The organism is Neorhizobium sp. NCHU2750 (assembly GCF_003597675.1).
In the GTDB taxonomy this organism is placed as follows: Bacteria; Pseudomonadota; Alphaproteobacteria; order Rhizobiales; family Rhizobiaceae; genus Neorhizobium.
This window is the reverse complement of the sequence record NZ_CP030827.1, coordinates 209,678-234,175: the sequence shown is the minus strand read 5'-3', so window position 1 is coordinate 234,175 and position 24,498 is coordinate 209,678. Positions and strand designations below refer to the sequence as shown.

Here is a 24,498-nt window from a genome sequence, read left to right as displayed (position 1 = left end):
ATGGCCACGGGGGAGTTTCGTCTCTGCGATGTCGTCCTCGACGACTCGATCGGGCGCTCCACCCCCGATGTCGAGCACGAGCGCGCGGTGGCGATCTTCGATCTCGTCGAGGAAAACTCGTTCACCCCGCTCGGTCATCAGGGCGGGCCCTACAGGCTGCGTCTTTCGCTCGTCAATGCGCGGCTGGTGCTGACGATCACCACCGAAGGCGACGAGGATGTCGCCACTCATATTCTTTCGCTGACGCCGTTTAGGCGGATCATCAAGGACTATTTCATGGTCTGCGAGAGCTATTACGAGGCGATCAAGACGGCGACCCCTTCGCGCATCGAGGCGATCGACATGGGCCGGCGCGGCATCCATAACGAAGGTTCGCAGACGCTGATGGACCGGCTGGACGGCAAGATCGGCGTCGATTTCGACACCGCAAGGCGGCTGTTCACGCTCGTCTGCGTGCTTTACTGGCGCGGCTGACGATGACCGCGGAGGCTCCCAACCGGAAGCAGACGATCGGCATTCCGACGGCGATCCTGTTCATGTGCGGGCAGAACTCGATCCGCTCGCCGATGGCCGAGGCCATTGCAAAGAGCCTGCTGCAACCCGATATATATATCCAGTCGGCCGGTGTCCGTTCCGGCGACCCGGATCCCTTCGTCGATGTGGTGCTGGAAGAGGTGGGCCTTTCGCTTGCCCATAACCGGCCGCACAAGCCACGTACGCTGGAAGAAATCGAGGATGATTTCTTCGACCTGATCGTGACGCTGGCGCCCGAGGCCCATCACGTGGCGCTGGAACTGACCCGTTCCAGTCCGGTCGACGTGGTCTACTGGCCGACCATGGACCCGACCGTGGTGACCGGCACGCGCGACCAGCGGCTCGATGCCTATCGCGAGGTCCGTGACCATTTGTGGAAGCTGATCGACAAGCGGATGAAGCCCATCCGGCGGCCGCCACCGGCCAGCGGTTGACGGCTGAAAAGACCGGCATTTGAGGCTCGAAAAGAATAGATGTGAAGCGAGGTTCACAAAGCGGACACGATTGTGTAGTTTCCGCCCAATTTTGCGGCGCCGGTCTTTCAAAACCTGACCGCGCCTGCGACCAACCACAGAAAGAACACCAGTAAATGGCTAAAGAAGAAGTCCTCGAATTTCCGGGCGTCGTCACGGAACTGCTGCCGAATGCGACCTTCCGGGTGAAGCTCGAAAACGACCACGAAATCATTGCCCATACCGCGGGCCGCATGCGCAAGAACCGTATCCGCGTTCTGGCCGGCGACAAGGTTCTTGTCGAAATGACGCCCTATGACCTGACCAAGGGCCGCATCACCTATCGCTTCAAGTAAGCGACAGGCAGGGGCAAGAGCTGATGGCGCTCGAGCAAAAGCTGATACTGGCATCCGGTTCGCCGCGCCGCCTCGACCTCCTGAACCAGGTTGGCATCGAGCCTGCGCGGCTGATGCCGATGGATATAGACGAGACGCCGAAGCGGGCAGAACATCCGCGCTCGCTGGCACGGCGCCTTTCCACAGAGAAGGCGGAAGCCAGCTATCGGGCGATCAAGGACGACCCGGCCTGGCGACACAGCTATATCCTGTCTGCCGATACCGTCGTCGCCGTCGGGCGGCGCATCCTTGAAAAGACCGAATATACGGAAGAGGCATCGGCTGCGCTGCACCTCCTCTCCGGCCGCGGCCACTGGGTCTATACCGGCATCTGCCTCGTCACCCCCGGCGGCCAGTTCCGCCAGAAGGTGGTGGAAACGAAAGTGCGCTTCAAGCGGCTATCCACCCGCGAGATCGAGACCTACATCTCATCCGGCCAATGGCGCGGCAAGGCGGGTGCCTATGCGATCCAGGGCATTGCCGGCGCCTTCGTGCAGAAGCTCGTCGGTTCCTACAGCAACGTCGTCGGCCTGCCGCTGTATGACGTGACGACCCTGCTTGCCGGCGAAGGTTTCGACGTGGCGCAGGGCTGGCCGGAAGCCTGAGCCCCTATCCCATGCCCTGATCCTGCTTCGGCCAGACTGCCGTAGCGCCCCATATCCATCCGGCAAGAGGAGCATCTCCCATGGCATCAGAACCGATCAAGACGGGCGGCAAGGTCGAGCCTCTGAGAAAAGCCCGCCCCTGCCCCGAATGCGGCAAGCCTTCCTCACGCGAGGACTATCCGTTCTGTTCCGAGCGCTGCCGCACGCTCGACCTGTCGCGCTGGCTCAAAGGTTCCTATGCCATTCCTGTCGCCGACGACGAAAGCAAGGCAGACGACCCGGACGGACGTGACTGAGGGCTGAAGGCGGCCACGCTTGAGACTTTCCACAGGCACCGGCGCTTCAATTGCGATCGAGGTCGTCTATTTTGCGATTGTTTTTGCTTGTGAATTTACGAATTTCGCAAACCTGTCAAAAAAGTCGCGCAGGGTGCTGGACATGGCCGAACAAGATGTTATAACCCCGCTCGCTTCCGGGGGAGACGCCCCCGCCGGTTTTGACCGGAAGGCTTGAAGCCTTGGATGCCCGGATAGCTCAGTTGGTAGAGCAGCGGATTGAAAATCCGCGTGTCGGTGGTTCAAATCCGCCTCCGGGCACCATTCTAAGCCCTTGCTGTGTATAGCATTTTTCACGTTTTATAATCTCCAATTTTTGCGAGTTTGACAGTTTCAAACTGCTGGTTTGACAACTTTCGTTTTTCGTTTGTTCAATTCTGCCTCGAAATCGCTGACCGCCGCCGACGCTCGTGTCGTCATATCCGCCCGTCGCGAATAGTGTTTTGCCATAGCTTCGGTGGCGTGGCCTAGCACCAGCGCGATGGTGCCGTTGTCCTTGCCCATTTCGGCTAGAATGGTTGCGACGGTGTGCCGAAGGCCTTTCAAGGTCAGGCCGGGCTGGATCGCCCCTTCGGTCTCCATTTTGCCCTTCACTTTCGCCCAGCTCGTACTGAAACCATTGTAGGTCCACGGACGGCCCCAGCTGTTAGCACAGAGCGTTACGGCATCGTGTTTCGGAGCGCGCTCCATCGCCGCTTCCACCGGCTCAAACAGCGGCAGGTAAATCGGGCGGCCCGTTTTGTTGCGCCGTGTATCCAAACCTTTCTCCGTTATAGCTGTCCTTGGTAGCGCCAGCGCGTCCTGCGGATCCAGCGCGTAGAACATCATGAGAGCGATCGGCAGCTCCATGTGGGTCGGAAGTGCTGCCAGCACGGTATCGCGCTCGGCGTCCGTCCATGGCCGATTTGCATCGGGCAGAGTTTTAGGGCGGCGGGCGGGTTTTACCTTGGCTGCTGGGTTGTCTTTCGTGTAGCCATATTCGATGCCCCAGTCGAAAATAACGGACAGCACAGAGCGAACGTAGTTTGCGAATCGGAACCTGTGCTTCTCTAGCGCCTTGTCGCGGATCTTGGCGATGAGCGGTGGGTTGAAGCGGTCTAACGGCGTGTCTTCGATCGCCTGGAGGTAGTCGAAGCATTTCTGATAGTCTGACCGAGTTCGTGGCGCCAGCTCGTTGCGAAACCTTGTGCTCTCGCGGTACTTGGTGATCAGCATGCCGAGCGTGCCTGGTCTGGTCTGCTTTTCACCCACCAATCCGTTGATGCGATGGATCTCCATGTCGAAGGCCAGCGAGTACGGTTCGAATTTCTGGCAGTCGATTTTCTCGCGGGTTTTGCGGTGATAGCAGCGCCATTCACCGTCATGGTCCCTGAATATCTGCCATCCCTTGTACTTATTGGGACGTCTGGCTCGCACTTTTGTCATCCGAGTCGCTCCAGGATCTCCGCGTCGGTGTCCGCGTTTCCAGCTTTGATCTGATCGAGCCATCGGTCGAGGTCTCGAATGTCATAGCGCTCTTCGCTCTCCGGCAACGCGACCGGCCGAACAGTGCAGATGCGTGGAAACCGTCGCATCGGCAGGCCGACATAGTCTGCCGCCTGCTTCATCGACATCATCCGCGGCTGAACAATCCTAATATTCAACATCGCATTCGCCATTGTTTCGCCTCCGCTGCTGACCTTGATTACTTCACTGGACAAGACGACGAAGCGGTTCGAGTGATCGAGCGTAAGCAGAGGACGATCGCCTCCACGTTTGACAGCTCCCTCAATAACGAACGACGGTTTGCCGCAGCCTTCCGAATGTTTTCATGTGGTTCATTGAACTACGATTCCTCAGGAGTATGGAATTGCAGAATTCTACAATGAACGAACGGCGAACAAATTGTATGACCTGAATTAGCTCGACCTTGTGGGCGCCGGAATGGTGCGAGCGGGAAACCAAGGTTGGAGTGGACGCCTTGTGATTTTGGCGGGAGACCACTTATCATCTGAATCTGGAAGCACGGTGCGGGCCCTGTCTTCTAAAATCACGTTTTCATGAAGATTTATGTGGCTGAAACGAGTTCTGTTGCTGGAGACATCTTCGGAGAGAAGCTTTATCAGGAGCGAGCTAGGCGAGCGCTTCCTATCCTGGTACGTCAAGCCCTATCGGGGAAGCCAATTACCTATGAGGGGCTAGCCTGGGAGCTGGGCATGCCCAACCCACGGGATTTGAATTGGGTGTTAGGCAGCGTTGGCCACAGTCTCGACGAGCTCTCCCGTAAAAGCGGATGGAAGAAGCGAGCGCCTCCCCACATTCAGTCACTTGTTATCAACAAGGGAACCCAGATGCCTGGGCCTGGTTTCGATAGCTTTCTTGCCGGTAGAGATGTCGACTATGGGGAGCTCGATCGGCAGCAAAAAAGACTATACCTCAACGGCTACTGGGCGGACGTTTTTGCGTACCCATATTGGCGGGAGTTGTTGAGCGAATTCGATCTCGTCATGAGTGAAGATGATCGGTCACAGGTAATTGCGAAAGCGAAGATGCGAAAGCGAAGACGGGTCGTGGCAATGGTGGCGGAGAAGGCCCTCAGCACAAAGCCCTCAAGGATCTAATCATTCGCGATCCGAGTTTGGTTGGAATAATCAGTGCTGCAATAGGGGCTTCCGAGCAACCATTGCCGTCCGGTGATAAGCCAGACGTCCTCTTTATTTCGGGAGCAGATAAATTCGCTGTCGAGGTAAAGTCATCCATTTCGAACGATGCTGACATTGCGCGGGGTCTCTTCCAGTGCGTGAAATACAAAGCGGTGATGGAGGCTGAGCGTGGCTTCTTGTCCGAAACATACCTTGTTGATGTCCGCTCGGTTTTGGGTAGGCGGTTTCCTTCTGCGCTTGTTCCGCTTCGAAACAGCTTGGGTATTACAGTGATTTCAGTAGCAGGGTAACGGCTGTACCCATCAACGATAATTGGCACCTGCCATCAGGAAGAGCATGCGTCAAGATTGACGCACGTTAACGATCTTGCATTGTGACGCGACAGAAAGCGTGTTAACGCATGTTAAAGCATTATGATGCGGTGAACTGCTTCATCACGAAATAGGAGGTCGGAAATGCCTGTCATCACGGTGGCCAATCCTAAAGGTGGCGCGGGAAAGTCGACATGTACGTTGGTTCTTGCGACGTCTCTGGCTGAACAGGGAGCGAGCGTGATAATTCTCGATTGCGATCCGAACCGGGCCATCAAAGGATGGAGGGCGGGAGCTTCTAGAAATCCGGTGATCGTCGACGGTGATGTCAACGAGAGCACTATCACTTCAAAACTCGACGAGTACCGTAGAAAGTTTCAATTCGTATTCGTTGACCTCGAAGGCACTGCAAGCCGTCTTATGTCGCGAGCACTGGCAAGAGCTCAATTGGTTGTCATTCCCATTCAAGCTAGCCCAACGGATGCAGAGCTGGCCGCACGCGCCATTAACCTCATTCACGAAGAGGAGCAGGCTTTCGAGAAGACCATTCCCTACAAAATTCTGTTCACTCGAACCTCACCTGCAATCGCCACGAAGCTTGAGAGGCAGATCACCTCGCAACTCACTGCAAGCGATGTTCCAATTTTTAGAAACCACTTGAACGAACGGTCAGCATATAAGGCAATGTTCTTTTACCAGCAGGACCTGACCGAACTTGACGGTCGTGAGGTCAATGGTCTCCCTGCAGCGCGAGATAACGCTTTTCGTCTCGCTGAGGAACTTGTAAATTTGGTGATCGACGCGAAGGTGGCGGCATGAGCGGAAAAAACCTCGGCTTTGGCGGCAAGCTCGCCAACATCACGCCTGATAAGGATGAAGCTGTCAAAATTTCAGATTCAAAGGTAGACGCGATCGGTGAGCGCCATGGATTTGTTGCTCGGGAACCCGTTCAGAAGCTGACTCGCCGCAAACCATCAGAGCCATCCGCCAACTTGAATATTCGGCCGCCGGTGACGACTTTCAATCGATTCCTGCTGTTCTGCGAACAGAACAGAATGTCCTATCCTGAGGCACTGAAGGAGCTCATGGACAGGGCGGGAGTGTAACTAGCGAAGCACGACGGCTTTCCGCACTCCATAGAACGCATCTATGCTGCGTCAAAATGCGTCAACGTCAACGCGCGTTATTCTTATTTACCCAGATTGCTTTGCGTCGAATCCGGTCGCCAAGTTGATCGAGGTACCTTTTGGGCCTTGTGAGCGGACAATGGACAACGCGCCCCTCAGTCCCGAGGACACTCTTCATCTTCGGGCAGTTCCGGAATATAGCCGAGCATCTTGACCAACAGGTTGACCGTTTCCGCTTGAGTGAACATTTCGAGTTCAGCCTCGACATAGGCGAGACGCTGTTCGCCGCCTCGAGATTCTCCGGTCTGGTATTCTTCGGGCAGACCCTGAAAGAGGTCTTCGGCCTGTTTCATCAGGCGCCGATGTGTCTGGATAGCTCTCACCGTCAGGGTTTCCGCCGGATGAGAGCTGTCTGGCTGACAACATCAGGTCCGAGACATCTTCGAGGTGACGCATCGTTCTACTCTCACGCAAATAGGCGACTAAATCGCATATTGGCGCTTGCCGGTACTCGATAGCAAGGCTTGGGGCAGGTTTTCAGGGTGTGGGCGATCGCGTAACCTCTATGAGGTCGAGCAACATTTGCCGCAAATTGCGCCATGGTGCGTCAGCGAGTTTGTTGTCGGGGTCCTGCATGGTCAGCAGGCAGTGCATTTTTGCGGTAACTTCAATCGTCGTCTTGGGTTTTGATAAAGACAGTAAGCGCGATAGCAGTTGTTCTCGCTCAGCTAGATTGTGCTCGAAGGCCATCGCAGGGTTGTAACCAAGCTTTCTGTCGGCAGCATTCCAATTCTCCCGGCGCTTCCTCATCAGTGATCGTACGGCTGCCAACTTTTCTGGGGGAACGCGAGATTTCAGTCGGTTGATTTCGGCAAGCGAATAGACGGTCACATCCGGCTCGTCGGCAGATATCTCGATCCGCACCACCGGGAATGCCCCCGCCATCGCGCGAACCTTCGCCTCGACCTTCTGCCGATACTTGGTAATGCGGACGCGTCGCTGATGAGCCTCATACCAGTTCAGCCAAAGGCGTGCCGTTGACGTCGGACCCGGCACGTTTCTCTCGGGCGCTTTCTCCAGCTCGGTGGTAAGCGCCAGCAGCACCTTTGCAGTGGCTCCTAGAAGGTTTTGACGATTTATCCGCGATGGAAGCTGGGTCTCGCGCCCGTCAGGAGTTTTGTTTTTTGTGCGGGTATCTGCAGGCAAAGTTCTGCTAGTGTCAGAATCAGCCATGATCCGAGCTCCTGTAAGCTTGGTTGTGGTCAGGCTGGATGACGTGTTGGAGCACGTCATTCGGCCGATAGCGAACCGACAATAAACGTCCCCGTTTATTGCGTCAACGCCATATTGTGAAGCCGAATAACAACGGATATTGACTGTCAAACATGGGACGTCCGCCGCTCAACGTCGAAGAAACCAAGGTGCGCCTCTCGCCGGAAACACGTGCAAGAATAAAGGCGCTGGTTGGCAATTATCAGGTCGCGGCATTTATCCGTGAAGCAATAGAGAATGAGCTCCAGCGCAGAGAGGTGAGCAAAGGCGATTCCGGCAGCTCTGCTGAATAGGGAGAGAGATGGATCGGAATTGCCGGGCTAGAGCGATCCTTTAAACTCCGCATCCTCGAAATACCGCAATTTCTTCGCCCAAACCGGCCGTTGCCCTTGCCGCAGCAATATCATCCTGTCCCCCGGCAACCTCATGATTTCATCTGGATTGATCAGATCCCGCGCCGATATGTGCTGCGACGTCGAGGTTTTGCCATCTCCCCATGACTGCGTCGAGTAAACCGCATCGGTCTTGCCGATCGCCTTGCCGACAAGCTCTGCCGTTTCCACGTCATTGACCCCGAACACTTGGCACACGGCGGCGTTCGACAGAAATGTGCCGGCGCGTTTTCCGTAGGCCGCGCGCAGCTGGTGAATGTCCTGCAGGATGGGCCATAGCTGCACGCCATAACCGGCCATCAAGCCCATGGCCCGCTCGACAGGTGCCAGATGACCGAGAGCCGCGAATTCATCGAGGAGGTACAGCACCGGCTGGTGGGGCGTGGTCGCGTCGCGCGCCATGTCGGTCAGGCTCTGGGTGATCAGCAGCCGCAGCCATCTTGAATAAGTCGACAGGCGATCCGGCGGCAGCACAAGAAACACCGTGGCATTCCTTCGTTTAAGGTCCGCGAATGCAAAATCCGATCGCGCCATCACCGCCGTCATGCGCGGGCTGTCAAGGAAATGCGTATGCCTTTGTGCCGCCGACAGAACGCCGGAAGCTTCTCGATCGGACTTGCCGAGATGGCGGTTGGCAGCACGCGCGATTAACCCGTTGCAGTCCGACATGATCTGCATGTCTGCGAGTAGCGACGAGAACGTTTGCGACGCCAGCGTCAGATGTTTCCTGAGCGTGCCGAGATGTCTCTGGCCGGGTGGCTCGGCAGCAACGATATGAAGAAGCAGGCCGGCAATGAGTGCCCTGGCCTCCTCGTTCCAATGCGCCTCTCCGGACATGCCGGGATCATCGACCACAAGGGCATCGGCGAGCGTGCCGACATCTTCCGCGATATCCATCCCGTCGGCTTTCAGGCCATCGAGCGGATTGAATGCCGATCCGGGGCGCCCGATAACCTCGAACGGATCGAGGTAGAAGACGGGTCCGAACATCTGCCGCGCGCGCCCGGTGACCCTGGCATTCTCGCCCTTCGGATCGATGCAGATCACCGAGCGATTGGCCGTCAGCAGATTGGGAATGATGGTGCCGACGCCCTTGCCGGTTCTGGTCGGCGCCATGGTTAGCAAATGCGCCGGCCCATCATAGCGCAAGAGATCACCCGATTGTGGATCGCGGCCGATCAGTAGGCCGTCGCTCCCGGCCGTGAGTTGCTTTTTCTCCTTCTTGTCTGCCCAGCGTGCCGTCCCGAACACGGCAGGGATTGGACCGTCGATCATGAAAGCGGAGAGCGCGCCAAGAATGCCCAGCACGATCGGAAAATACCGGGCGGCAATCTCGGCCGCTTCGCTGATCCGTCCAGGTGCAAAATCACCGATGACCAGAATGGCAAAATTGATCAGCAGGATCAGCGCCGAAAACACCGTTCCGATGATGATGCAGAGGAGCGCGAAGAACGGCGCGGCAAACAGCGACTTGAGGATATGGGAAAAGCTCATCGACTTTCCTCCCGATCGTGGCTCGGCTCAGCTTGCGCAGGCCCGATAATGTCCTCGAACAGCTCGCTGTCACCATCCCTTGTCAGAAAACCGGGAAGCTCGGCACGCAGCCAGTCACGCAAGCGCGTCGAAAACGCCGGATCCCTGGCACTCTCCAGCCTATGGAGGACGAGCGCACCGATGAGGATCTTTCGCCGTGTGTCGCGGGCGCGCTCCTGCTTGCTCAGGCGCGTTATCAGCACCCGTCTGCGCTCCTCAAGTTCGGCAATCCTTTGCGTGATCGGTTTACGTACCATGATTGTCTCCCTGTGAAGGGGCCGACGCTAGGCTGCAGGCTCGAAGCCTCAATAGGGTAAATTCTGCAATGGCCGCATCCGCTGGGGTCCCATAACGATGAGAGCGAAGCGAAAAGAGTTCCAAGGGCGCACTTACGAGTTGCTGCGCAACTCAGCGCTCGAAAACGCTCTTTCCTCGTCCGGAGGCGGTCATGGCAATTTATCATTGCAGCATGAAGCCGGTGGCGCGCAGCGGCGGCCGCAGCGCCGTGGCAGCGGTGGCCTACCGTACCGCCAGCCGCCTTTTGAACGAACGCGACGGCCTTGTGCATGACTTTACCGCCAAGCGCGGCGTCGAGCATTGCGAAATCGTGCTGCCGGAAGGGGTGGAGGCGGAATGGGCAAGTGACCGTGCGGCGTTGTGGAATGCGGTGGAGCGTGCGGAGAAACGCAAAGATTCCCGCGTGGCTCGCGAATTCGAATTGGCACTGCCGCATGAACTGTCGCGAGAACGGCAGATTGCGCTGACTCGGGCATTCGCACAGGATCTCGCCGATCGGTATGGCGCCGCCGTCGATTTTGCCATTCACCGTCCGACCGGCGATACCGACATCCGCAATATGCATGCGCATGTGATGATGACGACGCGGGAGGTGACGGCCGAGGGCCTCGGCGACAAGACCCTGATCGAGCGCGAGAACAAATGGCTGCTCAACAACAATCAGCCGACCTCACACATGCAGTTGCGCGATATCCGCCAGGCTTGGGAGAACCACGCCAACCGCGAACTGGCGCGGGCCGGCCTCGATATCCGCGTCGATCATCGCTCGCACCAGGAGCGCGGCCTCGAGATCGAGCCGACCGAGCATATGGGCGTTCATGCCTCGCAGATGGACCGGCGCGGGCTTGGTGTGTCGCGTGTCCGCAACGAGACGGAGGCGGCGAAGAAGAATGCGGCGCTGATCCGGGAAAAACCGGAGCAGGCGCTGATACTGATCACCGGCGAAAAGAGCGTATTCGATCGTCACGACGTGGCGCGTACGCTGCATCGCTACATCGACGATGGTCAGGAATTCCAGAATGCCTTTGCCGCCGTCATGGCGTCGCCGGCACTGGTTGAGCTGCGACTGGGCCAGGATGGAGAACTGGCGCGCTATTCGACGAAGGAGATAGTGGAGATCGAACAGACCATGGCGTTGCGCGCATCCGAGATGCGGGGGGTACCACGCCATGGCGTCAACGTCGAAAACGTCGCGGCCGCTCTGGACGTGCAGGATGATGCAATCAAGGCGGGTGTCGCCGCATCACTTCAACGGAGCGTGAATGATGGACGCTTGTCCGAACAGGATCGCGACCGCCACATCGCCAACGCCGGCTTGAGCCAGGAGCAGCGTGCTGCCGTCGAGCATATCACAGGGCCGGAGCAGATCGCGGCTGTCCTTGGCTTTGCTGGCGCCGGCAAATCGACCATCCTGGCGGCGGCGCGAGATGCCTGGGAGCGGCAGGGATATCGCGTCCACGGTGCCGCACTTGCCGGCAAGGCGGCCGAGGGGCTTGAGGAATCGTCCGGCATAGCTTCACGGACATTGGCCTCATGGGATTATGGCTGGCAGCGGGGCAGAGCCGAGCTTGGCCAGCAGGATATCTTTGTCATCGATGAAGCTGGCATGGTCAGCAGCCGGCAGTTGGCGATGTTTGTCGGCGAGGTGCAGGCGAAGGGCGCCAAGCTGGTCCTGGTCGGCGATCACGAACAACTGCAGGCGATCGGCGCCGGCTCGCCATTCCGGGCGATCGTCGAGCAGGTTGGCGCCGTCGAGCTTTCAGAAATCCGTCGGCAGAAACAAGAATGGCAGCGGGAGGCATCTACCGCCTTTGCCACCCATCGGACGAAGGAGGGGCTCGAAAAGTATGCTGAGCGCGGCGACGTGCGTTTCCTTGCTGATCGGGATGCGGCGCGCGCGGAACTCGTTGCGGACTATCTTGCCGACCTCGATCAGCATCCGGCTGGTTCACGCATCGCACTGGCGCATCGTCGCGTTGATGTCAGAGCCATCAATGCCGACATTCGCGAAGCACTGCAGGAGAATGGCCAGCTGGCGCGAGGCGAGGGCGAGCAGCTGAGGCAGGATAACAAGCTGGGGGCAGAACGCATTTACCAGACCAATGACGGTAAGCGTTCATTCGCGCCTGGTGACCGCATCGTTCTGCTCGAGAACAATCGCGATCTCGGTGTGAAGAATGGTATGCTGGGAACGGTACTGGCCGTCGAGCCCGACGCAATACAGATACAGCTCGACGGTAACGGGCTGAACAGGACCCGTGACGTCACCCTACCGATCAAAAGTTACCAGGCCTTTGACCATGGTTACGCAACCACCATCCACAAATCCCAAGGGGCGACAGTCGACAGGGCTTTCGTGATGGCATCGGCGACCATGGATCGGCACCTCACCTATGTCGCAATGACCCGTCATCGAGACGAAGTCCGGCTTTATGTGGGGCAGGACGAGCTGAAGGACATAAAGGCGCTCGGTGCCACTCTTGGCCGATCCAGGGCCAAGGAAACGACGCTGGATTACACCAAGGCGTTTGCCGACCGGCGCGGGCTCTTCGAAAACATCAACCGCAGCCAGATCCATGTCCGGCTAGATCCGTCACAGGATCACGAGGCAACGCCGAGCGTTGCAAAGGTCGAGCCGCTGGTGCCGGCCGTCACCCACTATGCCAGGACGGTCGAGGAGGTCGCCCGGGCCAAGGCCGTGCCATATCTGGAGCAGGAGGTCGAAAACTTGAGGCAGATGGCCGGCAACGTCTACGCTCATCCGTCCGGTGTTGCTGCTGTCCTGAAGTCGATGATCATCGGGCAGAAGGTGGATATCAAACTGCTCGGTCGCGCCGCCGCGGATGTGCCGGAGCAGTTTGGCCCGCTCCTCGGCAAGACCGGCATGTTCGGTGACAACCGCCAGCGTAAGGCAGCCCGCCGTGCGGCCCGTGCGCTGGGCGCTCATGTCGGCCATGCCGTCGAGGCCTGGGAACGGCAGCTCGATCGGGAACGGCGCCGCGAGGCCTGGAAACGGGAAAAACAGAATATGATCGAGGTACCGGGGCTGACGCCTCGAAGCGAGCGCATCCTCAGTGAGCTTGATGCGAAGCCGTATGAAGAAAAGAATGCGTTCCTTGCGAAGCTTGCCGAGGCGCCAGAGGGGAAGCAGGCTCTGGACGAAGCGGAGATCATCGTATCGGCGCTGCGGAAGCGGTTTGGCACTTCCGATCGGCTGGATCTGCTCAAGAACCCGGAGCAGTTGGATCAGGAGCTTGCCGGCCGTATCGATCGGGTTGCCGAAGTGGTTCGTATTGCCGATCAAGCGCGTCGGCAGGAGTTGTCTCGGCAGTATGAGTTGGCGCAGACCCTCAGCAAAGGTTTGACGCCAGGGCTTTAATCAACATCTGCTTCAGGCTTTGAGGAAAAGCTGCCTCTGGCAGCCAGACGATGACGTTATACCCGATCGCAGGCTCAAAGCTCTCCGACTAGTCTTGCATCGGCAAAGGCGGGGTCGGGTTTGAACGCATTAAGACGGCAAGCTGTTTCCTCTGATCGCCGCGGCCGGAAGGGACGCCTTTTATCGCCGCGCTGGGTTTATTGCTGCCATATGGCCAGCGACCATCGGTTACAGCACGCGCAGCTCCGCTGGCCACACGCATCGAGAGGAAGCAGCCATGATGTATTACGCCGGAATGGATGTATCTTTGGAAAAAGCATCGATTTGTATCGTCGACGAGACGGGCCGGATCGTGAAGGAGATGCGGGCGATCAGTGAGCCTCCGGCGCTGGTCACAGCACTCGAGAAGTTCGGTTTGCCGATGGAGCGCATCCGCCTTGAAGCTTGCTCTCTGGCGGCTTGGCTGCATGACGGGTTGCGGAGCGCAGGACTGGCAGCCGTCTGCATCGAGACGCGCCAGGCCAATGCGGCGATGAAGACGATGCCGAACAAGACCGATCGCAATGATGCGCGTGCACTGGCGCAGATCATGCGTGCGGGCTGGTTCCGGCAGGTGCATGTCAAAAGCCGCCAATGCCGACTATGGCGATCGCTTTTGGTGGCGCGGCGGACAGTGATGAACGAGATACGCTCAATCGAGAATGTCGTGCGGGCTATTTTGCGGGAAGGCGGCATCAAGCTTGGGACACTGAGCCGTGCGGACTTCGTGGGCAAGGTGCGAGATATCATGGCCGGGGAGAAGTTGTCGATCGCTCTGATGGAGCCGCTGTTGGCGGTGCTTGCCACGATGCTCGAGGAGTGCGCTCGTCTCACGAAATAGGTGCTCGGCGTTGCCAAGTATGAGACGACATGCCGCCAACTGATAAGCGTACCGGGCGTCGGGCCGATCACCGCGCTGGCGTTCCGTGCTACCATCGACCGACCCGATCGCTTTCGTCGATCGCGCGATGTCGGTGCCCATCTTGGTTTGACGCCGTCCCGCTATCAATCCGGCGAGACCGACATCCAGGGCAAGATCAGCCGATGTGGTGACGAGATCGCACGAACCGCGCTTTACGAAGCAGCCCATTCGCTGCTCACTCGGTCGAAGAGATGGTCCAGCCGGGCATGGGGCATGGGCATCGCCAGGCGTCGGAGAATGCGCGAGCACGCGTTGCAGGGGCCCGTAAAATAGCAGTAATCCTGCATCGGATGTGATGCGACGGCTCTGAATTCCGTTTCGGAGAGCAGATCGACCTCGCAGCAGCCTGATAATGGACAATCTGTGAGATAACATACAAACAGCAGGTTCTGCCTGAAAAGGCTAATCGGATCGTTCCCGCGGGCACGATGGCCAAGGTGATCTAGTTTCGTGTCCTGAAGCTGGGGCGAACCCTTAAGGTAGTGAAACAGATTGAGACACTGTGCCTACCTGATCCCATCATGCGGCAGCCATGCGCCGACCGCGAAGAGAAGCGAGTGGCCCGCGGGGCGGTATGATCCGAAATTCAAATCGGAGCAGCTCTTCAACGACCCCAATCAGGGAAGACTCTAAGACACCGGACTTAACGATCCAGCACAAATGCAGGTTTGAACCCGTTACAACCAATTCGGCCTTCCGTCTATTTCACTTATCTGTCATATCGCTGCGATACTTTAATCGCCTAAACGCTGCCTTAATTTTCGTGATGGGCGCAGCTCTAGAAAGTTTTGCGATTAGGTTACAAAGCTACATTGGTATTGAGTTGATGACCCCCAGTACGCCTGAAGCTCCAGAGAAGTCGGCTCATCCATCGGGAATGACCACGCGACTACTGCTCTACGCTCGAAAAGTGCTCCGGCCGAAAAAGCCGCCACTATACGTATTTGGTTTCAGCAGTTGGAAAACCTTCATAACCGATTGGTTTCCTGATTATACAGTCATATTAGCACCAACTAAACTAAAGCCTGGCCAATTTGATCGGCATTGGAAAAAGAAGCTCGTGCTCGACGAGCGAAGCATCGTTTTGAGTTGGCAATACAAGGGGCCGCAACAACTTAAAGATTTTTGCGAGGCAAACAGCATCCCATTCTACTATGTAGAGGACGGTTTTATCCGCTCGCTAAAGCTCGGCGCACTGCGCACCCCACCGATGTCCCTGACATTCGATCGTCAAGATATGTATTTTCGTTCCGACAAGCCTACAGATCTTGAGAATATTCTTAGCAACTACGATTTTGACAATGACAAGCAACTGATTTATCGCGCAAGGAACGCGATATCATACATGCTTAACAATGGGATAAGTAAATATAACTCTGGGTCATCTTTCAATATAGAATCCGTGTATGGACAAAAATCTCAAAAACGTGTTTTAGTGATTGGTCAGGTAGAGAGTGATGCCTCGATTGCTTACGGATGCAACAGGCCGTTCACGAACAATGACCTTGTACGACTTGCACGACGAGAGAACCCTGAAGCAGACCTAATATACAAGCCGCATCCAGAGGTTCTCAGCGGGTTAGCATCAAAGTTATCTGACCCTAATGATGTTCGACCAATCGCCAAAATATTGGATGACGATGTAGCTCTTTCTGATTCTTTTCAGTCCATCGATCATGTGTACACGATTACCTCGTTATCTGGCTTTGAGGCACTATTACGAGGAATCAAGGTCACAACAATAGGATGCCCTTTTTACTCGGGCTGGGGCTTAACTGACGACAGGCAACCAAACCTACGCCGGAACCGAACGCTTTCGGTGGAGGAGGTTTTTGCATGTGCCTATATTCTTTACCCTCGTTACTTTGACCCGCAAAAGAAAAAATACATCGAAATCGAGGATGCCCTCGCGATCATCGATAAAATGCGGGCTAAAGCAAAATCTTAAAATCATTATCCGCGCAAAACCTCTTTAACGGGGTTCGACAATAGAATTCACGCGGCCATTTTCAGTTTCTGAGCGGGTGTGATGCCGCCAATGCCCGTGTTGGGCCGTTCGTGGTTATACGTCCAAAGCCATTCCGTGGCGAGCGAGGACCGTCCTCATGAGCAGTGATGGCTTTGGAACTGTAGCCATCATGGAGGAAACTGGCAAATCCAAAACCTGCGTCTGGCGCTGGCAAGAACGGTTTATGTCCGAAGGTGTCGATGGCCTCCTGCGTGACAAAAGCAGGCCTCCTGCCATAGCTCCACTCGATGATGAATCAGTCGAGAAGTTCGTTGCCCTCACTTTGGAGCCACTACAGCGGGAGTGGAGTGCTCCCCGTTTCACCGGACAGGTCGGCTAGATTGATTTAGCCCTAATGACCTGCCGAGGGGAAGCCATCTTGAGCGCGGAATGGGGATGGATTTCGTTATAGTCCTCGATCCATCCGTCAATGAGCCGGAGCGCCGTTTCGGCGTCCGGTAGTGCCGAGATGCGGATGTAATCCCGCTTCAGGGTTTTGACGAATGCTTCGGACATTCCGTTCGACTGCGGACTGGCCACCGGCGTGACGCAGGGCGTCAGATTGAGCGCCTGGGCAAATAGCCTGGTCTCCAGTGCTGTATAAGCCGAACCGTTGTCCGAGAGATGCTCGATAGCGTGCGGGGCTCGGGTTGCATGGAAGCGTTTCTCGACCGCCTCCAGCATCATGTCGCGGACATCCGAGCCAGATATTCCGGCATTGGCGACCGCTGTCCAGGCGATGATCTCGCGGTCGAAGGCGTCAATGATGAAAGCGAGGCGAACGACCTCCCCATTCCAGCAGGTGAACTCCAGACCATCGGAGCACCAGCGCAGGTTGGAGCGCATGACCATGACCTTGCCGTCGTGGAGGCGGCCCTTGCGAACGGCCGTGTGCTTCTCCAGCAGCATGGCGTGGTTGCCCATGATGCGATGAACCCGTTTGGCGTTGACGACAGGCTTATCGGCGGCTCGCCTTTCGCGATTGAGGAGCGCGGCGATCCGCCGATAGCCATAGGTTGGCCTTTGATCCACCAGCCTGCGGATGGCGGGCAGAAGCTCTGCATCCCCAACCTTGTGGCATGCCCCACGCGGCTTCGATCTGCCTTTCAGCCGCCCGGCGAGATTGGAACGGGAGACACCCAGCGTGTCTGCGACGGTCTTCATCGCGAACCGTCCTTCGGCAACAAGATCGGCCGCGATATCCGTTTTTTTGAGTCCGCTTTGGAAAGGGCTTCGCGGAGGATTTCGACCTCCATCGTCTTACGGCCGAGCATGCGCTCCAACTCGCGGACGCGATCCTCCAGCTTCTTTACTTCCGAATTGCCGACAACCGGCTCGTCAGAACCCACGGCTGCAGCACCTCCCTCGCTCAAGAGCCTGCGCCACCGATAAAGCAGATTGGGCGCAACGCCATGGCGGCGAGCGGCCGACGATACCGTCTCGCCTGGTTCGAAACTCTGCTCGATGATCGTCAGCTTTTGCTCGGGTGTCCACCGTCTGCGGCGAACATCACCCGTCAGCAATTCAGCGTGTCGATTCTCGTTAGACATAAGCCTGTCCTCAAGCCTGTGCTGGAGCCTTTCTGCTTATGCCGACTGTCCGGTCGAAATGGGGGGCAGTTCAAGGAGGTGACACATTGGACAGTACGGGCCATGGCAAAAACGGTAGGGATCGCGGCGTCTTCCGTCGTTAAAATCTGGCATGAGCATGGTTTGGCTCCGCATCGTTGGCGTAGCTTTAAACTGTCGAATGACAAAGCCTTTGCCGAGAAGCTGCACGATGTTGTCGGCCTCTATGTCTCGCCCCCAGCCCACGCCATCGTTCTTTCCGTCGATGAGAAGAGCCAGATTCAGGCGTTTGATCGGACACAGCCCGGTCTCCCGCTTAAGAAGGGGCGCGGCGGCACGATGACCCATGATTACAAACGGCACGGCACGACGACGCTATTTGTCGCCCTCAATATTCCTCGATGGGTCGGTGTTCGGCAAAAATATGCAGCGACACCGCCATCAGGAATTCATTCGCTTCCTCAATGCAGTCGAAGCGACCCTGCCCAAGGATAAAGCCGTCCACGTCATTCTCGACAACTACGCGACACACAAGCAGCCGAAAGTACGCGCTTGGCTGGACAGGCATCCTCGATGGACCTTCCACTTCGTGCCGACATCCTGTTCCTGGTTGAATGCCGTCGAAGAGTTCTTCGCAAAGCTTACGCGGCGTCGCCTTAAGCACGGCGTCTTTCCTGGTCGACCTTCAAGCCGCCATCGACCGCTTTGTCAGAGAGCACAATGCCGAGCCAAAGCCGTTCGTGTGGAAGGCAGACCTCGACGAGATAATCGCGGCTGTTAAACGCGGGCACCAAACGTTGGAATCAATCTAGTCGATATAAAGATCGCCCTGATTCTGCTGGTTCACCCAGTGCTGGGCATTGTTGGCGCCATTATAAGAGGCGGTTATGCGTGTCATCAAGGCATTCTCGCCCCAAACGCTTTCTCCAGGCATGAGCCTTATATCGCTGCGGGGTGGCGCCCCGATGCAATCTTCGAGAACCCTTCCGCCGGTGATTTCGAAAACCGGCGCTGTCTTTCGGCCCTCAACGTTGAGGCATGCCCTGTCCAGGCAATCCCGGAAAAAGGCATGCCCTCGCGGTCCGATAAGGAAGCCGTTGAAATAGGAAAGGTTGCCCTTTTGCGCCACTTGTATATCGTCGGGATACCCGATCACTACGGGATAGTGGTCCGTCGCCAATGTGTCGAGAAACGGCCGGCGCGGGCTATTCTTGAGATCGGAATAGATGCCCCCTTCGGAGGCCATGATGAGCAGCCGAGCAATATCCGACTTCATGGCAAACAGGCGGCAGGCGGATATGCATGACGCGGCCCGGTCGAGACCGTGCCTTGCGGCCAAAGCCAAGATATCAGCAAGGCCCCATATGCGCTGTTCAAAATTGGGGTGCAAGCTCCGCCACCGATCGAGATTGGAAGAAATGTCTGCCGGAAGAGAGATACTGTCCGTCGGCGAAACCCAGATAAAATGGATGGTTTTCTCCATATCCTTTACTTCTCTCCGTCGTTATAGCCCACCACCGACTGCATGACACGGAGCCGGCGGTTGTCTTTATGTCGATGCGTTTCCGAGCCCGAGTTCGAAAGAAATAATTGGGTTTGGACAGAGGTCTAGGGGCTATTCCGAGAAACTCGCAAGTTATCTGCCCCGCGTCCGGATGACGCAGGTCGTAGACGAAGTGGTGCCCGCGCTCTTTGAAGAAAATATTTATATCGTGGTAATGTTCGTTGAAGATCTCCCTCATTTCGGTATCATCGATTCACCAAAGATGCATCGGGCGATGATGACCGGAGATAACGCTACTAAGGCGTTCGTTCGGACGCATCGAGAGCCCTGTCGTTCAGAATATTTTTCCGCACCGACTTAGTCCAGTCCCGTGGGTATTGCCAAGTTGGCGGTCTCTGCGGTTGGTGTTGCATTACAGCCCGATCGCGATGCTGCCGAAAAAATGCGATGTATATACACTATCATATGTTTGGATGACGATTTCGCCGATTTCCAAAATGCCTGATGATTCCGCTCGATTTTTCCTCTATGAGCATGCCTGCTCGCAAGGTTATGGCGCCGACTTAACTCCTTATCACTTGGCTGCCACCTCAGCCGCGACGACTCGCGAAGGGAAGACTAGGAATAGGTAATTGGCGTGAAAATTGTAATTGACCTTGACGATACGATAACCCAGCCCCGGCCTGGGGAGAGCTACGAAAATCTTTCCCATAATCCGGAGGTCGTGGCCAAGCTCGTTGAATATCGCAACCTAGGCTTCACGATTGCGATTCATACCGCACGCAACATGCGAACCTATGCCGGAAATCTCGGAAAGATAAATGCCAATACCTTGCCGGTGATCATTCAGTGGCTGAACGAACATGGCGTGCCCTATGACGAGATTCACATCGGCAAGCCCTGGTGTGAGAATGGTGGCTTTTACGTCGATGACAAAGCAATCAGGCCCGACGAATTTGCGCGGCTGAGCCTCGACGAGATCTATGCGCTTATTGGAACGGGAGCCAAGCAGTGACAATCGCCCTTATTGCGTCAAGCGCATATGTCTCCCAAGGTCTAGAAGCAGAATTCGGACGGCTTCCGCCCTCGTTTCTGCCGCTTGGCAGCCAGCGGCTCTTCATTCGTCAGATCGAGGACATGAGTGCTCTGGCGAGCCATGTTTATCTCTCGCTCCCGGACGACTTCGAAATCCCGCCGATCGATGTGGAACGCATAGAGCGGCTCGGCGCCACGATTATCCGCTCGGATCCGATGTTCAGCATTGGCGAATCGATTGCCAATTGCATCAACGCGATCGGCGAATACCAGCAACCGCTCTTGATCCTTTACGGCGATACGCTCGTCACCGGTATTGAACTTGAGGACAACTTCTATTCCGCGCATCTGGCTTCGGACGCCCAAAACTGGGCGCCAGCCCCCATTGGCGGCCAGCCGGCAGAGAAGCAGGAAGGCGGCCGTTTCGTCGTTTCGGGTCTTTTTTCCCTCAACAACGTGCCGGCGCTGCTGCAGGCCATTGCCCTCAGCCGCGGCAATTTCATCAGTGCGCTGGAGCGCTATGCCGAGAAGACGCCTCTTTCCATGGTGACGGACGGCAACTGGTACGATTTCGGCCACGTCCAGACATATTTCGCCTCCTGCGGCTTGATAACCACGGAACGGTCATTCAACTCGCTCCGGATAACGCCAACAGCAGTGGACAAGACCAGCGCTGACCTAGCCAAGCTTGACGGCGAGGCAAGCTGGTTCGAGAGCCTCCCCGATTCTATGCGCATTTATGTCCCGGCCTATCTGGGACGTATCAGGGAGAATGGCGAGTTCGGGTACCGGACTGCGAATACCTACCTGACGACGCTCGCCAATCTGGCCGTATACGGCAGGCTGAATCGCCATGTTTGGCAACGTATATTCCGGGCCTGCCAAACCTTCCTCAACGATAGCAGAGCAATCAGGCCGCCCATAGATCTGGGCGTGAATTTTAGTAATTATTACGGGGCGAAAACCGAAAAGCGGCTCGCAGATTTTTCAAAACAGAGTGGCTTCGACATCACAACCGGCTTTTCATACGGCGGGCAATCCATGCCGTCGCCACTAGAAATGTCGCGCCGCGCCGACAAAATCATTGACACTCACGGCACACCCGAAGCCAGCCTGCTGCACGGCGACTTCGGTTTTTCGAACATTTTCTACGATTTCAGAAGCCAGTCCGTGAAAGTTATAGATCCAAGAGGCTTGCTTCCGAACGGATCGAAATCAATCTATGGCGACCCCCGTTACGATGTAGCAAAACTCGCGCACTCGGTGATCGGCGGATATGATCTTATCATTTCGGGATATATTTCCGGCAGGCTGGACGGCCGCAATGTCGATCTTAACATGACCGAGTTCAACAATGGCAACTGGCCGACGCTGATCGCCGCCTTCCGCGAAGCAGGAATCCTGAACGCCCCGTTCGATGAACGGCTGGTCTCAGCCATTCTCGTGCACTTGTTTCTGTCGATGATACCTCTTCACGCCGACCGGCCAGACAGGCAGGTTTGCTTTCTTGGCAATGCAGCACGCCTTTTTCAACAGATGGAATCGCTTTGATGTACGTCTTTCCCATGGCCGGCCTCAGCAGACGGTTTACTGAAGCGGGCTTCACCGTCCCGAAATTCATGTTGCCGGCGGGTTCGATGAACCTGTTCCAGCATTCGGTCTACGGCTTCCGCGACGCCTTCGCCGACGAGAAATTTCTGTTTGTCTATCTCGGTGCGACCTGCTCAGAGGAATTCATTCTGGAAAGTTCCGACGCGATCGGACTTCGTGCCGAAAACGTCAAGCTTGCGCGTCTCGACAACCCGACAGACGGCCAGGCGACAACGGTCGCGCGGGGGCTGGAGGTCGGCGGGGTCTCGCCTGACGAACCGATCACGATCTTCAATATCGACACGATCTATTCCGGTTTCGAGCAACCCGATTTGTCGAAATTCGCCAATGTCGCCGGATATCTCGACGTTTTTGTCGGCGACGGCGACCACTGGTCCTTCGTGCGCCCCAAGCATACGGACGAGAATATAGGGGAAGCCCTGGAAGTAACGGAAAAGGTTCGAATCTCGAACCTCTGCAGTTCCGGCCTTTACCAATTCGCCAGTGCCGCAACTTTCATGAATGAATTCGACGCGATCCGTAACCGGCCGGTCGCCGAGCTGCAGGGCCACGAACGCTACATTGCGCCGCTTTATAACGCCATGATCCAGAAGGGCAAAACCGTTGTCTACCGGGTGATGGATGCCGACAATATCAAGTTCAGCGGTACTCCTGCGGAGTACCGCCACTTTCTGACGCAGATAGCCTGACCTTATTGGTATTTCCAAGTTGTTCGAGCGTTACGGGTCCGGTGCTCCTGGCGATGACATTGCCGAGCGCCTTTCCCCGTTAGACGGGTTTTCGTTTTCCGCGTAATTTTGTCGCTTCTGCGGTTTGAGTCTCCCACCGCTTTGCCTTGAGCACATCCGATGTGGAAGATCTGCTAGCTGAGCGCGGGGGCCGCCATTTCACACCGTCATGCACGGGCCGATGCATTCGCCCTGCGGGCCGACTACACCGAGGAAATGACCGGCTGACTTCTGCACATCAGAAACCCTAACAACCAAGCTAAAGCAACGCGGCAATACCTACGGGAAACAGCGACGATCTCGCTAAGTACGTCTGATATCCTAAAAGCTTGCGGCACTTTTGGTGCCGCAGTCTTATATCTGCTGCCGCCTCATCTGGTAATGAACGGCAGCCATGCAAATAGCCAGTTCCGGAGTCGACGCGACTATAAACGGTCCATCAGCTATTTTCGCGGTTGCCTGACTTTTCTCCCAACTGAAGCTAATCGTAGTCGATTCGCCCAAGACTGTACGCAGGCTGCATACGGCGTCCAATGATGTAGTGAAGTGGGGTAGCTCTACAAAATCGCCGCCCGACGGGGCAACCCAGTTCTTCTTCGCGCCAGCATCGATCGCCATTTGGTCCTTTCGATATCCTAAGGCTTCCGCCACTGCAGCGCTGAGCGCGCTGCTTCCACGCGAGGCTGACCTCAATTGTGACAATGCCATCAAATTGCTATTCATAAATCCCTCCCTGCCACTGCCGCAAAACTGTCATCTTCAACTTAAAACCGTTGTCCAGCCTCTGGATTACCAGTCACAAAAGTGACATATAAATGTCAGACAGAGATGGTGGCAACAGTACGGCGGCGGTAGACAATGCTTTTCAAATTTCGCAGGCACCCTCGATTAGTGCTCGAAAAAGAAGCTCCGTCTTTTATCCGAAAGCCCGTCGTAGCGCTATACAATGCGATTGATCGTAACGGCTGGCTTTCCGACCTTATCGCTGATCCACAGTTGATGTACGAAGACCGATTGCTCTACAAGAGGTTTCGCCGGAGAGTGTCATCTGTACCAAGCGTCAGTGTGATCATTGCTACCCACAACGATCGATCCACCCTGCGCCAGTCTGTGATGTCGATACTCAATCAGTCAATTTCGAATGTCGAGATTGTTATCGTTGATGATTGTAGTACGGACGGGGCTGCAACACTGATTGCTGATCTTGCATCGAAGCACAATCAGATTCGTGTAGTTACCAATGAACGGCGTCTGGGGACTGGTGCAAGCCGGAATGCCGGCATGCTCGCTGCAACGGGCGATTACGTAACATTCCAGGACGGAGACGACACTAGCTCGCCTTATCGGTTGGAGCATCAACTGTTCGCACTGACTGCCAACCCTCGCAAAAAGCTCGCGACGTGCAATTACGTGCGTGTCGATCAGGGCGGTCGGCGCCTGGAGATTAATGACAAGAGAGTAATGAAGTGCATCATTTCGATGATGTTTCCTCGCGAAGAGGTGTTAAACGAGGTCGGCTTCTTCATCGGAGAAAACGTCAGTGAGGACGCTGATTTCTACGAGCGGATAAAAATCGTTTTCGGCCCCTCTTGCCAAGTGCACGTTTTTCGGACCTTGTATTTTGCCCTATTCCGTGAGGTCTCGTCATTTTTTACTAGTTGCGAATCTATTGCTGTACGGGATCGCCGTGTGATTTTCACTCGTAGCCAGCAGACGCTCGCGGAGTGGGATGCCCTAAGGAAGCGGCACGAGGATATGAGGCTGGGTCTGCTTAGCCCCTACCATAACCCGGCGATCTCAGCTTGAGGC

General features: G+C 56.4%; 25 protein-coding genes, 1 tRNA gene and 4 pseudogenes. 21 read left to right on the top strand and 9 right to left on the bottom strand.

Annotation, left to right across the window (positions count from 1 at the left end; genetic code table 11):
- The 7 genes from NCHU2750_RS01145 (at position 1) to NCHU2750_RS01120 (ending at position 2,585) form a co-directional block, all read left to right on the top strand.
- Entirely contained in the window at positions 1 to 474 is a 474-nt protein-coding gene (locus NCHU2750_RS01145; protein WP_119938773.1) for a UPF0262 family protein, read from the top strand.
- A gap of 2 nt (positions 475 to 476) precedes the next feature.
- Entirely contained in the window at positions 477 to 968 is a 492-nt protein-coding gene (locus NCHU2750_RS01140) for an arsenate-mycothiol transferase ArsC (RefSeq protein ID WP_502703811.1), read from the top strand.
- Positions 969 to 1,123: 155 nt separating this feature from the next.
- Entirely contained in the window at positions 1,124 to 1,342 is a 219-nt protein-coding gene (gene infA / locus NCHU2750_RS01135; protein ID WP_014327290.1) for a translation initiation factor IF-1, read from the top strand.
- Between the two features lie 23 nt (positions 1,343 to 1,365).
- The gene (locus NCHU2750_RS01130) at positions 1,366 to 1,986 is read left to right on the top strand and encodes a Maf-like protein (protein ID WP_162939442.1); all 621 of its coding nucleotides are present in this window, start codon (positions 1,366 to 1,368) and stop codon (positions 1,984 to 1,986) included.
- 80 nt (positions 1,987 to 2,066) lie between these two features.
- Positions 2,067 to 2,282, top strand: a complete 216-nt coding sequence (yacG, locus tag NCHU2750_RS01125) for a DNA gyrase inhibitor YacG (RefSeq protein ID WP_119938769.1) — start codon at positions 2,067 to 2,069, stop codon at positions 2,280 to 2,282.
- A 19-nt stretch (positions 2,283 to 2,301) separates the two neighbouring features.
- The gene (locus NCHU2750_RS30285; protein ID WP_162939441.1) at positions 2,302 to 2,499 is read left to right on the top strand and encodes a hypothetical protein; all 198 of its coding nucleotides are present in this window, start codon (positions 2,302 to 2,304) and stop codon (positions 2,497 to 2,499) included.
- A gap of 10 nt (positions 2,500 to 2,509) precedes the next feature.
- Positions 2,510 to 2,585, top strand: a tRNA-Phe gene (locus NCHU2750_RS01120).
- 69 nt (positions 2,586 to 2,654) lie between these two features.
- On the opposite strand, the gene NCHU2750_RS01115 is transcribed toward NCHU2750_RS01120, so the two are convergent.
- A complete protein-coding gene (locus NCHU2750_RS01115; RefSeq protein WP_119938767.1) occupies positions 2,655 to 3,746 on the bottom strand; it encodes a tyrosine-type recombinase/integrase in 1,092 nt (363 codons plus the stop codon).
- Positions 3,743 to 3,979, bottom strand: a complete 237-nt coding sequence (locus NCHU2750_RS01110) for a hypothetical protein (RefSeq protein WP_245480305.1) — start codon at positions 3,977 to 3,979, stop codon at positions 3,743 to 3,745. Before NCHU2750_RS01110 ends, NCHU2750_RS01115 begins: the two co-directional genes overlap by 4 nt.
- Before the next feature lie 381 nt (positions 3,980 to 4,360).
- Here NCHU2750_RS01110 and NCHU2750_RS01105 point away from each other — a divergent pair, with 381 nt between their 5' ends.
- From NCHU2750_RS01105 to NCHU2750_RS01095, 3 genes are all read left to right on the top strand, one after another.
- The gene (locus NCHU2750_RS01105; protein WP_162939440.1) at positions 4,361 to 4,921 is read left to right on the top strand and encodes a hypothetical protein; all 561 of its coding nucleotides are present in this window, start codon (positions 4,361 to 4,363) and stop codon (positions 4,919 to 4,921) included.
- Positions 4,922 to 5,418: 497 nt separating this feature from the next.
- Positions 5,419 to 6,093, top strand: a complete 675-nt coding sequence (locus NCHU2750_RS01100; protein WP_119938763.1) for a ParA family protein — start codon at positions 5,419 to 5,421, stop codon at positions 6,091 to 6,093.
- Positions 6,090 to 6,380, top strand: coding sequence for a hypothetical protein (locus tag NCHU2750_RS01095; RefSeq protein WP_119938762.1), 291 nt, complete (start codon positions 6,090 to 6,092; stop codon positions 6,378 to 6,380). The genes NCHU2750_RS01100 and NCHU2750_RS01095 overlap by 4 nt, the downstream gene beginning before the upstream one ends.
- Before the next feature lie 176 nt (positions 6,381 to 6,556).
- Here the strand turns inward: NCHU2750_RS01095 and NCHU2750_RS01090 are convergent, their stop codons facing one another.
- Together NCHU2750_RS01090 and NCHU2750_RS01085 are read right to left on the bottom strand one after the other, a co-directional pair.
- Entirely contained in the window at positions 6,557 to 6,754 is a 198-nt protein-coding gene (locus NCHU2750_RS01090; protein WP_119938760.1) for a transcriptional repressor TraM, read from the bottom strand.
- Between the two features lie 184 nt (positions 6,755 to 6,938).
- Positions 6,939 to 7,634, bottom strand: coding sequence for a hypothetical protein (locus NCHU2750_RS01085; protein ID WP_162939421.1), 696 nt, complete (start codon positions 7,632 to 7,634; stop codon positions 6,939 to 6,941).
- 152 nt (positions 7,635 to 7,786) lie between these two features.
- Here NCHU2750_RS01085 and NCHU2750_RS01080 point away from each other — a divergent pair, with 152 nt between their 5' ends.
- Positions 7,787 to 7,966, top strand: coding sequence for a hypothetical protein (locus tag NCHU2750_RS01080; RefSeq protein WP_119938757.1), 180 nt, complete (start codon positions 7,787 to 7,789; stop codon positions 7,964 to 7,966).
- A gap of 27 nt (positions 7,967 to 7,993) precedes the next feature.
- Here the strand turns inward: NCHU2750_RS01080 and NCHU2750_RS01075 are convergent, their stop codons facing one another.
- Both NCHU2750_RS01075 and NCHU2750_RS01070 read right to left on the bottom strand, forming a co-directional pair.
- Positions 7,994 to 9,559 (bottom strand): type IV secretory system conjugative DNA transfer family protein, encoded by a 1,566-nt coding sequence (locus NCHU2750_RS01075; protein ID WP_119938755.1) that lies wholly within the window; start codon positions 9,557 to 9,559, stop codon positions 7,994 to 7,996.
- Complete coding sequence (locus NCHU2750_RS01070; protein ID WP_119938753.1) at positions 9,556 to 9,855, bottom strand: mobilization protein; 300 nt, start codon at positions 9,853 to 9,855, stop codon at positions 9,556 to 9,558. The genes NCHU2750_RS01075 and NCHU2750_RS01070 overlap by 4 nt, the downstream gene beginning before the upstream one ends.
- Positions 9,856 to 10,046: 191 nt before the next feature.
- On the opposite strand from NCHU2750_RS01070, the gene traA reads away from it, so the two are divergent.
- From traA to NCHU2750_RS01050, 4 genes and pseudogenes are all read left to right on the top strand, one after another.
- On the top strand, positions 10,047 to 13,274 hold the full coding sequence (traA, locus tag NCHU2750_RS01065; protein ID WP_119938752.1) for a Ti-type conjugative transfer relaxase TraA: 3,228 nt from the start codon (positions 10,047 to 10,049) through the stop codon (positions 13,272 to 13,274).
- A gap of 277 nt (positions 13,275 to 13,551) precedes the next feature.
- Positions 13,552 to 14,531: pseudogene (locus NCHU2750_RS01060) on the top strand (IS110 family RNA-guided transposase).
- A gap of 470 nt (positions 14,532 to 15,001) precedes the next feature.
- Positions 15,002 to 16,183 (top strand): capsular polysaccharide export protein, LipB/KpsS family, encoded by a 1,182-nt coding sequence (locus NCHU2750_RS01055; RefSeq protein ID WP_245480304.1) that lies wholly within the window; start codon positions 15,002 to 15,004, stop codon positions 16,181 to 16,183.
- 136 nt (positions 16,184 to 16,319) lie between these two features.
- Positions 16,320 to 16,580, top strand: a pseudogene (locus NCHU2750_RS01050) (helix-turn-helix domain-containing protein); the annotation flags it as partial.
- Here the strand turns inward: NCHU2750_RS01050 and NCHU2750_RS01045 are convergent.
- A protein-coding gene (locus NCHU2750_RS01045) for an IS3 family transposase (protein ID WP_119938749.1) occupies positions 16,580 to 17,793 on the bottom strand; the annotation gives its coding sequence in 2 pieces (ribosomal slippage) (positions 16,580 to 17,457 and positions 17,457 to 17,793; 1,215 coding nt in all). The pseudogene NCHU2750_RS01050 and the gene NCHU2750_RS01045 sit on opposite strands and share 1 nt — an antisense overlap.
- A gap of 75 nt (positions 17,794 to 17,868) precedes the next feature.
- Between NCHU2750_RS01045 and NCHU2750_RS01040 the strand changes: the two are divergent.
- Positions 17,869 to 18,623 (top strand): annotated as a pseudogene (locus NCHU2750_RS01040) (IS630 family transposase); the annotation flags it as partial.
- Here NCHU2750_RS01040 and NCHU2750_RS01035 read toward each other — a convergent pair.
- Entirely contained in the window at positions 18,620 to 19,294 is a 675-nt protein-coding gene (locus NCHU2750_RS01035; RefSeq protein WP_119938748.1) for a glycosyltransferase family 32 protein, read from the bottom strand. The pseudogene NCHU2750_RS01040 and the gene NCHU2750_RS01035 sit on opposite strands and share 4 nt — an antisense overlap.
- A 658-nt stretch (positions 19,295 to 19,952) precedes the next feature.
- Between NCHU2750_RS01035 and NCHU2750_RS01025 the strand changes: the two genes are divergently transcribed.
- The 4 genes and pseudogenes from NCHU2750_RS01025 to NCHU2750_RS31255 all read left to right on the top strand — a co-directional run.
- Positions 19,953 to 20,330, top strand: a complete 378-nt coding sequence (locus NCHU2750_RS01025; RefSeq protein WP_205583870.1) for an HAD family hydrolase — start codon at positions 19,953 to 19,955, stop codon at positions 20,328 to 20,330.
- Complete coding sequence (locus NCHU2750_RS01020; RefSeq protein WP_119938743.1) at positions 20,327 to 21,901, top strand: hypothetical protein; 1,575 nt, start codon at positions 20,327 to 20,329, stop codon at positions 21,899 to 21,901. Before NCHU2750_RS01025 ends, NCHU2750_RS01020 begins: the two co-directional genes overlap by 4 nt.
- A complete protein-coding gene (locus NCHU2750_RS01015) occupies positions 21,901 to 22,650 on the top strand; it encodes a glycosyltransferase family protein (protein WP_119938742.1) in 750 nt (249 codons plus the stop codon). The genes NCHU2750_RS01020 and NCHU2750_RS01015 overlap by 1 nt, the downstream gene beginning before the upstream one ends.
- A gap of 53 nt (positions 22,651 to 22,703) precedes the next feature.
- Positions 22,704 to 22,838 (top strand): annotated as a pseudogene (locus NCHU2750_RS31255) (IS6 family transposase); the annotation flags it as partial.
- Positions 22,839 to 23,043: 205 nt separating this feature from the next.
- On the opposite strand, the gene NCHU2750_RS01005 reads toward NCHU2750_RS31255, so the two are convergent.
- On the bottom strand, positions 23,044 to 23,412 hold the full coding sequence (locus NCHU2750_RS01005) for a hypothetical protein (protein WP_119938741.1): 369 nt from the start codon (positions 23,410 to 23,412) through the stop codon (positions 23,044 to 23,046).
- A 135-nt stretch (positions 23,413 to 23,547) separates the two neighbouring features.
- On the opposite strand from NCHU2750_RS01005, the gene NCHU2750_RS01000 reads away from it, so the two are divergent.
- Complete coding sequence (locus NCHU2750_RS01000; protein WP_119938739.1) at positions 23,548 to 24,495, top strand: glycosyltransferase family 2 protein; 948 nt, start codon at positions 23,548 to 23,550, stop codon at positions 24,493 to 24,495.
- The last annotated feature ends 3 nt before the right edge of the window (positions 24,496 to 24,498 follow it).

Coding starts and splice junctions, on each gene's coding strand:
- NCHU2750_RS01015 (WP_119938742.1), top strand. CDS start 21,901: ATGTACGTCTTTCCCATGGCCGGCCTCAGCAGACGGTTTACTGAAGCG.
- NCHU2750_RS01095 (WP_119938762.1), top strand. CDS start 6,090: ATGAGCGGAAAAAACCTCGGCTTTGGCGGCAAGCTCGCCAACATCACG.
- NCHU2750_RS01055 (WP_245480304.1), top strand. CDS start 15,002: ATGGGCGCAGCTCTAGAAAGTTTTGCGATTAGGTTACAAAGCTACATT.
- NCHU2750_RS01080 (WP_119938757.1), top strand. CDS start 7,787: ATGGGACGTCCGCCGCTCAACGTCGAAGAAACCAAGGTGCGCCTCTCG.
- NCHU2750_RS01090 (WP_119938760.1), bottom strand. CDS start 6,754: ATGAAACAGGCCGAAGACCTCTTTCAGGGTCTGCCCGAAGAATACCAG.
- NCHU2750_RS01005 (WP_119938741.1), bottom strand. CDS start 23,412: ATGAATAGCAATTTGATGGCATTGTCACAATTGAGGTCAGCCTCGCGT.
- NCHU2750_RS01075 (WP_119938755.1), bottom strand. CDS start 9,559: ATGAGCTTTTCCCATATCCTCAAGTCGCTGTTTGCCGCGCCGTTCTTC.
- NCHU2750_RS01115 (WP_119938767.1), bottom strand. CDS start 3,746: ATGACAAAAGTGCGAGCCAGACGTCCCAATAAGTACAAGGGATGGCAG.
- NCHU2750_RS01100 (WP_119938763.1), top strand. CDS start 5,419: ATGCCTGTCATCACGGTGGCCAATCCTAAAGGTGGCGCGGGAAAGTCG.
- NCHU2750_RS01085 (WP_162939421.1), bottom strand. CDS start 7,634: ATGGCTGATTCTGACACTAGCAGAACTTTGCCTGCAGATACCCGCACA.
- NCHU2750_RS01110 (WP_245480305.1), bottom strand. CDS start 3,979: ATGGCGAATGCGATGTTGAATATTAGGATTGTTCAGCCGCGGATGATG.
- yacG (WP_119938769.1), top strand. CDS start 2,067: ATGGCATCAGAACCGATCAAGACGGGCGGCAAGGTCGAGCCTCTGAGA.
- NCHU2750_RS01130 (WP_162939442.1), top strand. CDS start 1,366: ATGGCGCTCGAGCAAAAGCTGATACTGGCATCCGGTTCGCCGCGCCGC.
- traA (WP_119938752.1), top strand. CDS start 10,047: ATGGCAATTTATCATTGCAGCATGAAGCCGGTGGCGCGCAGCGGCGGC.
- NCHU2750_RS01070 (WP_119938753.1), bottom strand. CDS start 9,855: ATGGTACGTAAACCGATCACGCAAAGGATTGCCGAACTTGAGGAGCGC.
- NCHU2750_RS01145 (WP_119938773.1), top strand. CDS start 1: ATGGCCACGGGGGAGTTTCGTCTCTGCGATGTCGTCCTCGACGACTCG.
- NCHU2750_RS01035 (WP_119938748.1), bottom strand. CDS start 19,294: ATGGAGAAAACCATCCATTTTATCTGGGTTTCGCCGACGGACAGTATC.
- NCHU2750_RS01000 (WP_119938739.1), top strand. CDS start 23,548: ATGCTTTTCAAATTTCGCAGGCACCCTCGATTAGTGCTCGAAAAAGAA.
- infA (WP_014327290.1), top strand. CDS start 1,124: ATGGCTAAAGAAGAAGTCCTCGAATTTCCGGGCGTCGTCACGGAACTG.
- NCHU2750_RS01140 (WP_502703811.1), top strand. CDS start 477: ATGACCGCGGAGGCTCCCAACCGGAAGCAGACGATCGGCATTCCGACG.
- NCHU2750_RS01105 (WP_162939440.1), top strand. CDS start 4,361: ATGAAGATTTATGTGGCTGAAACGAGTTCTGTTGCTGGAGACATCTTC.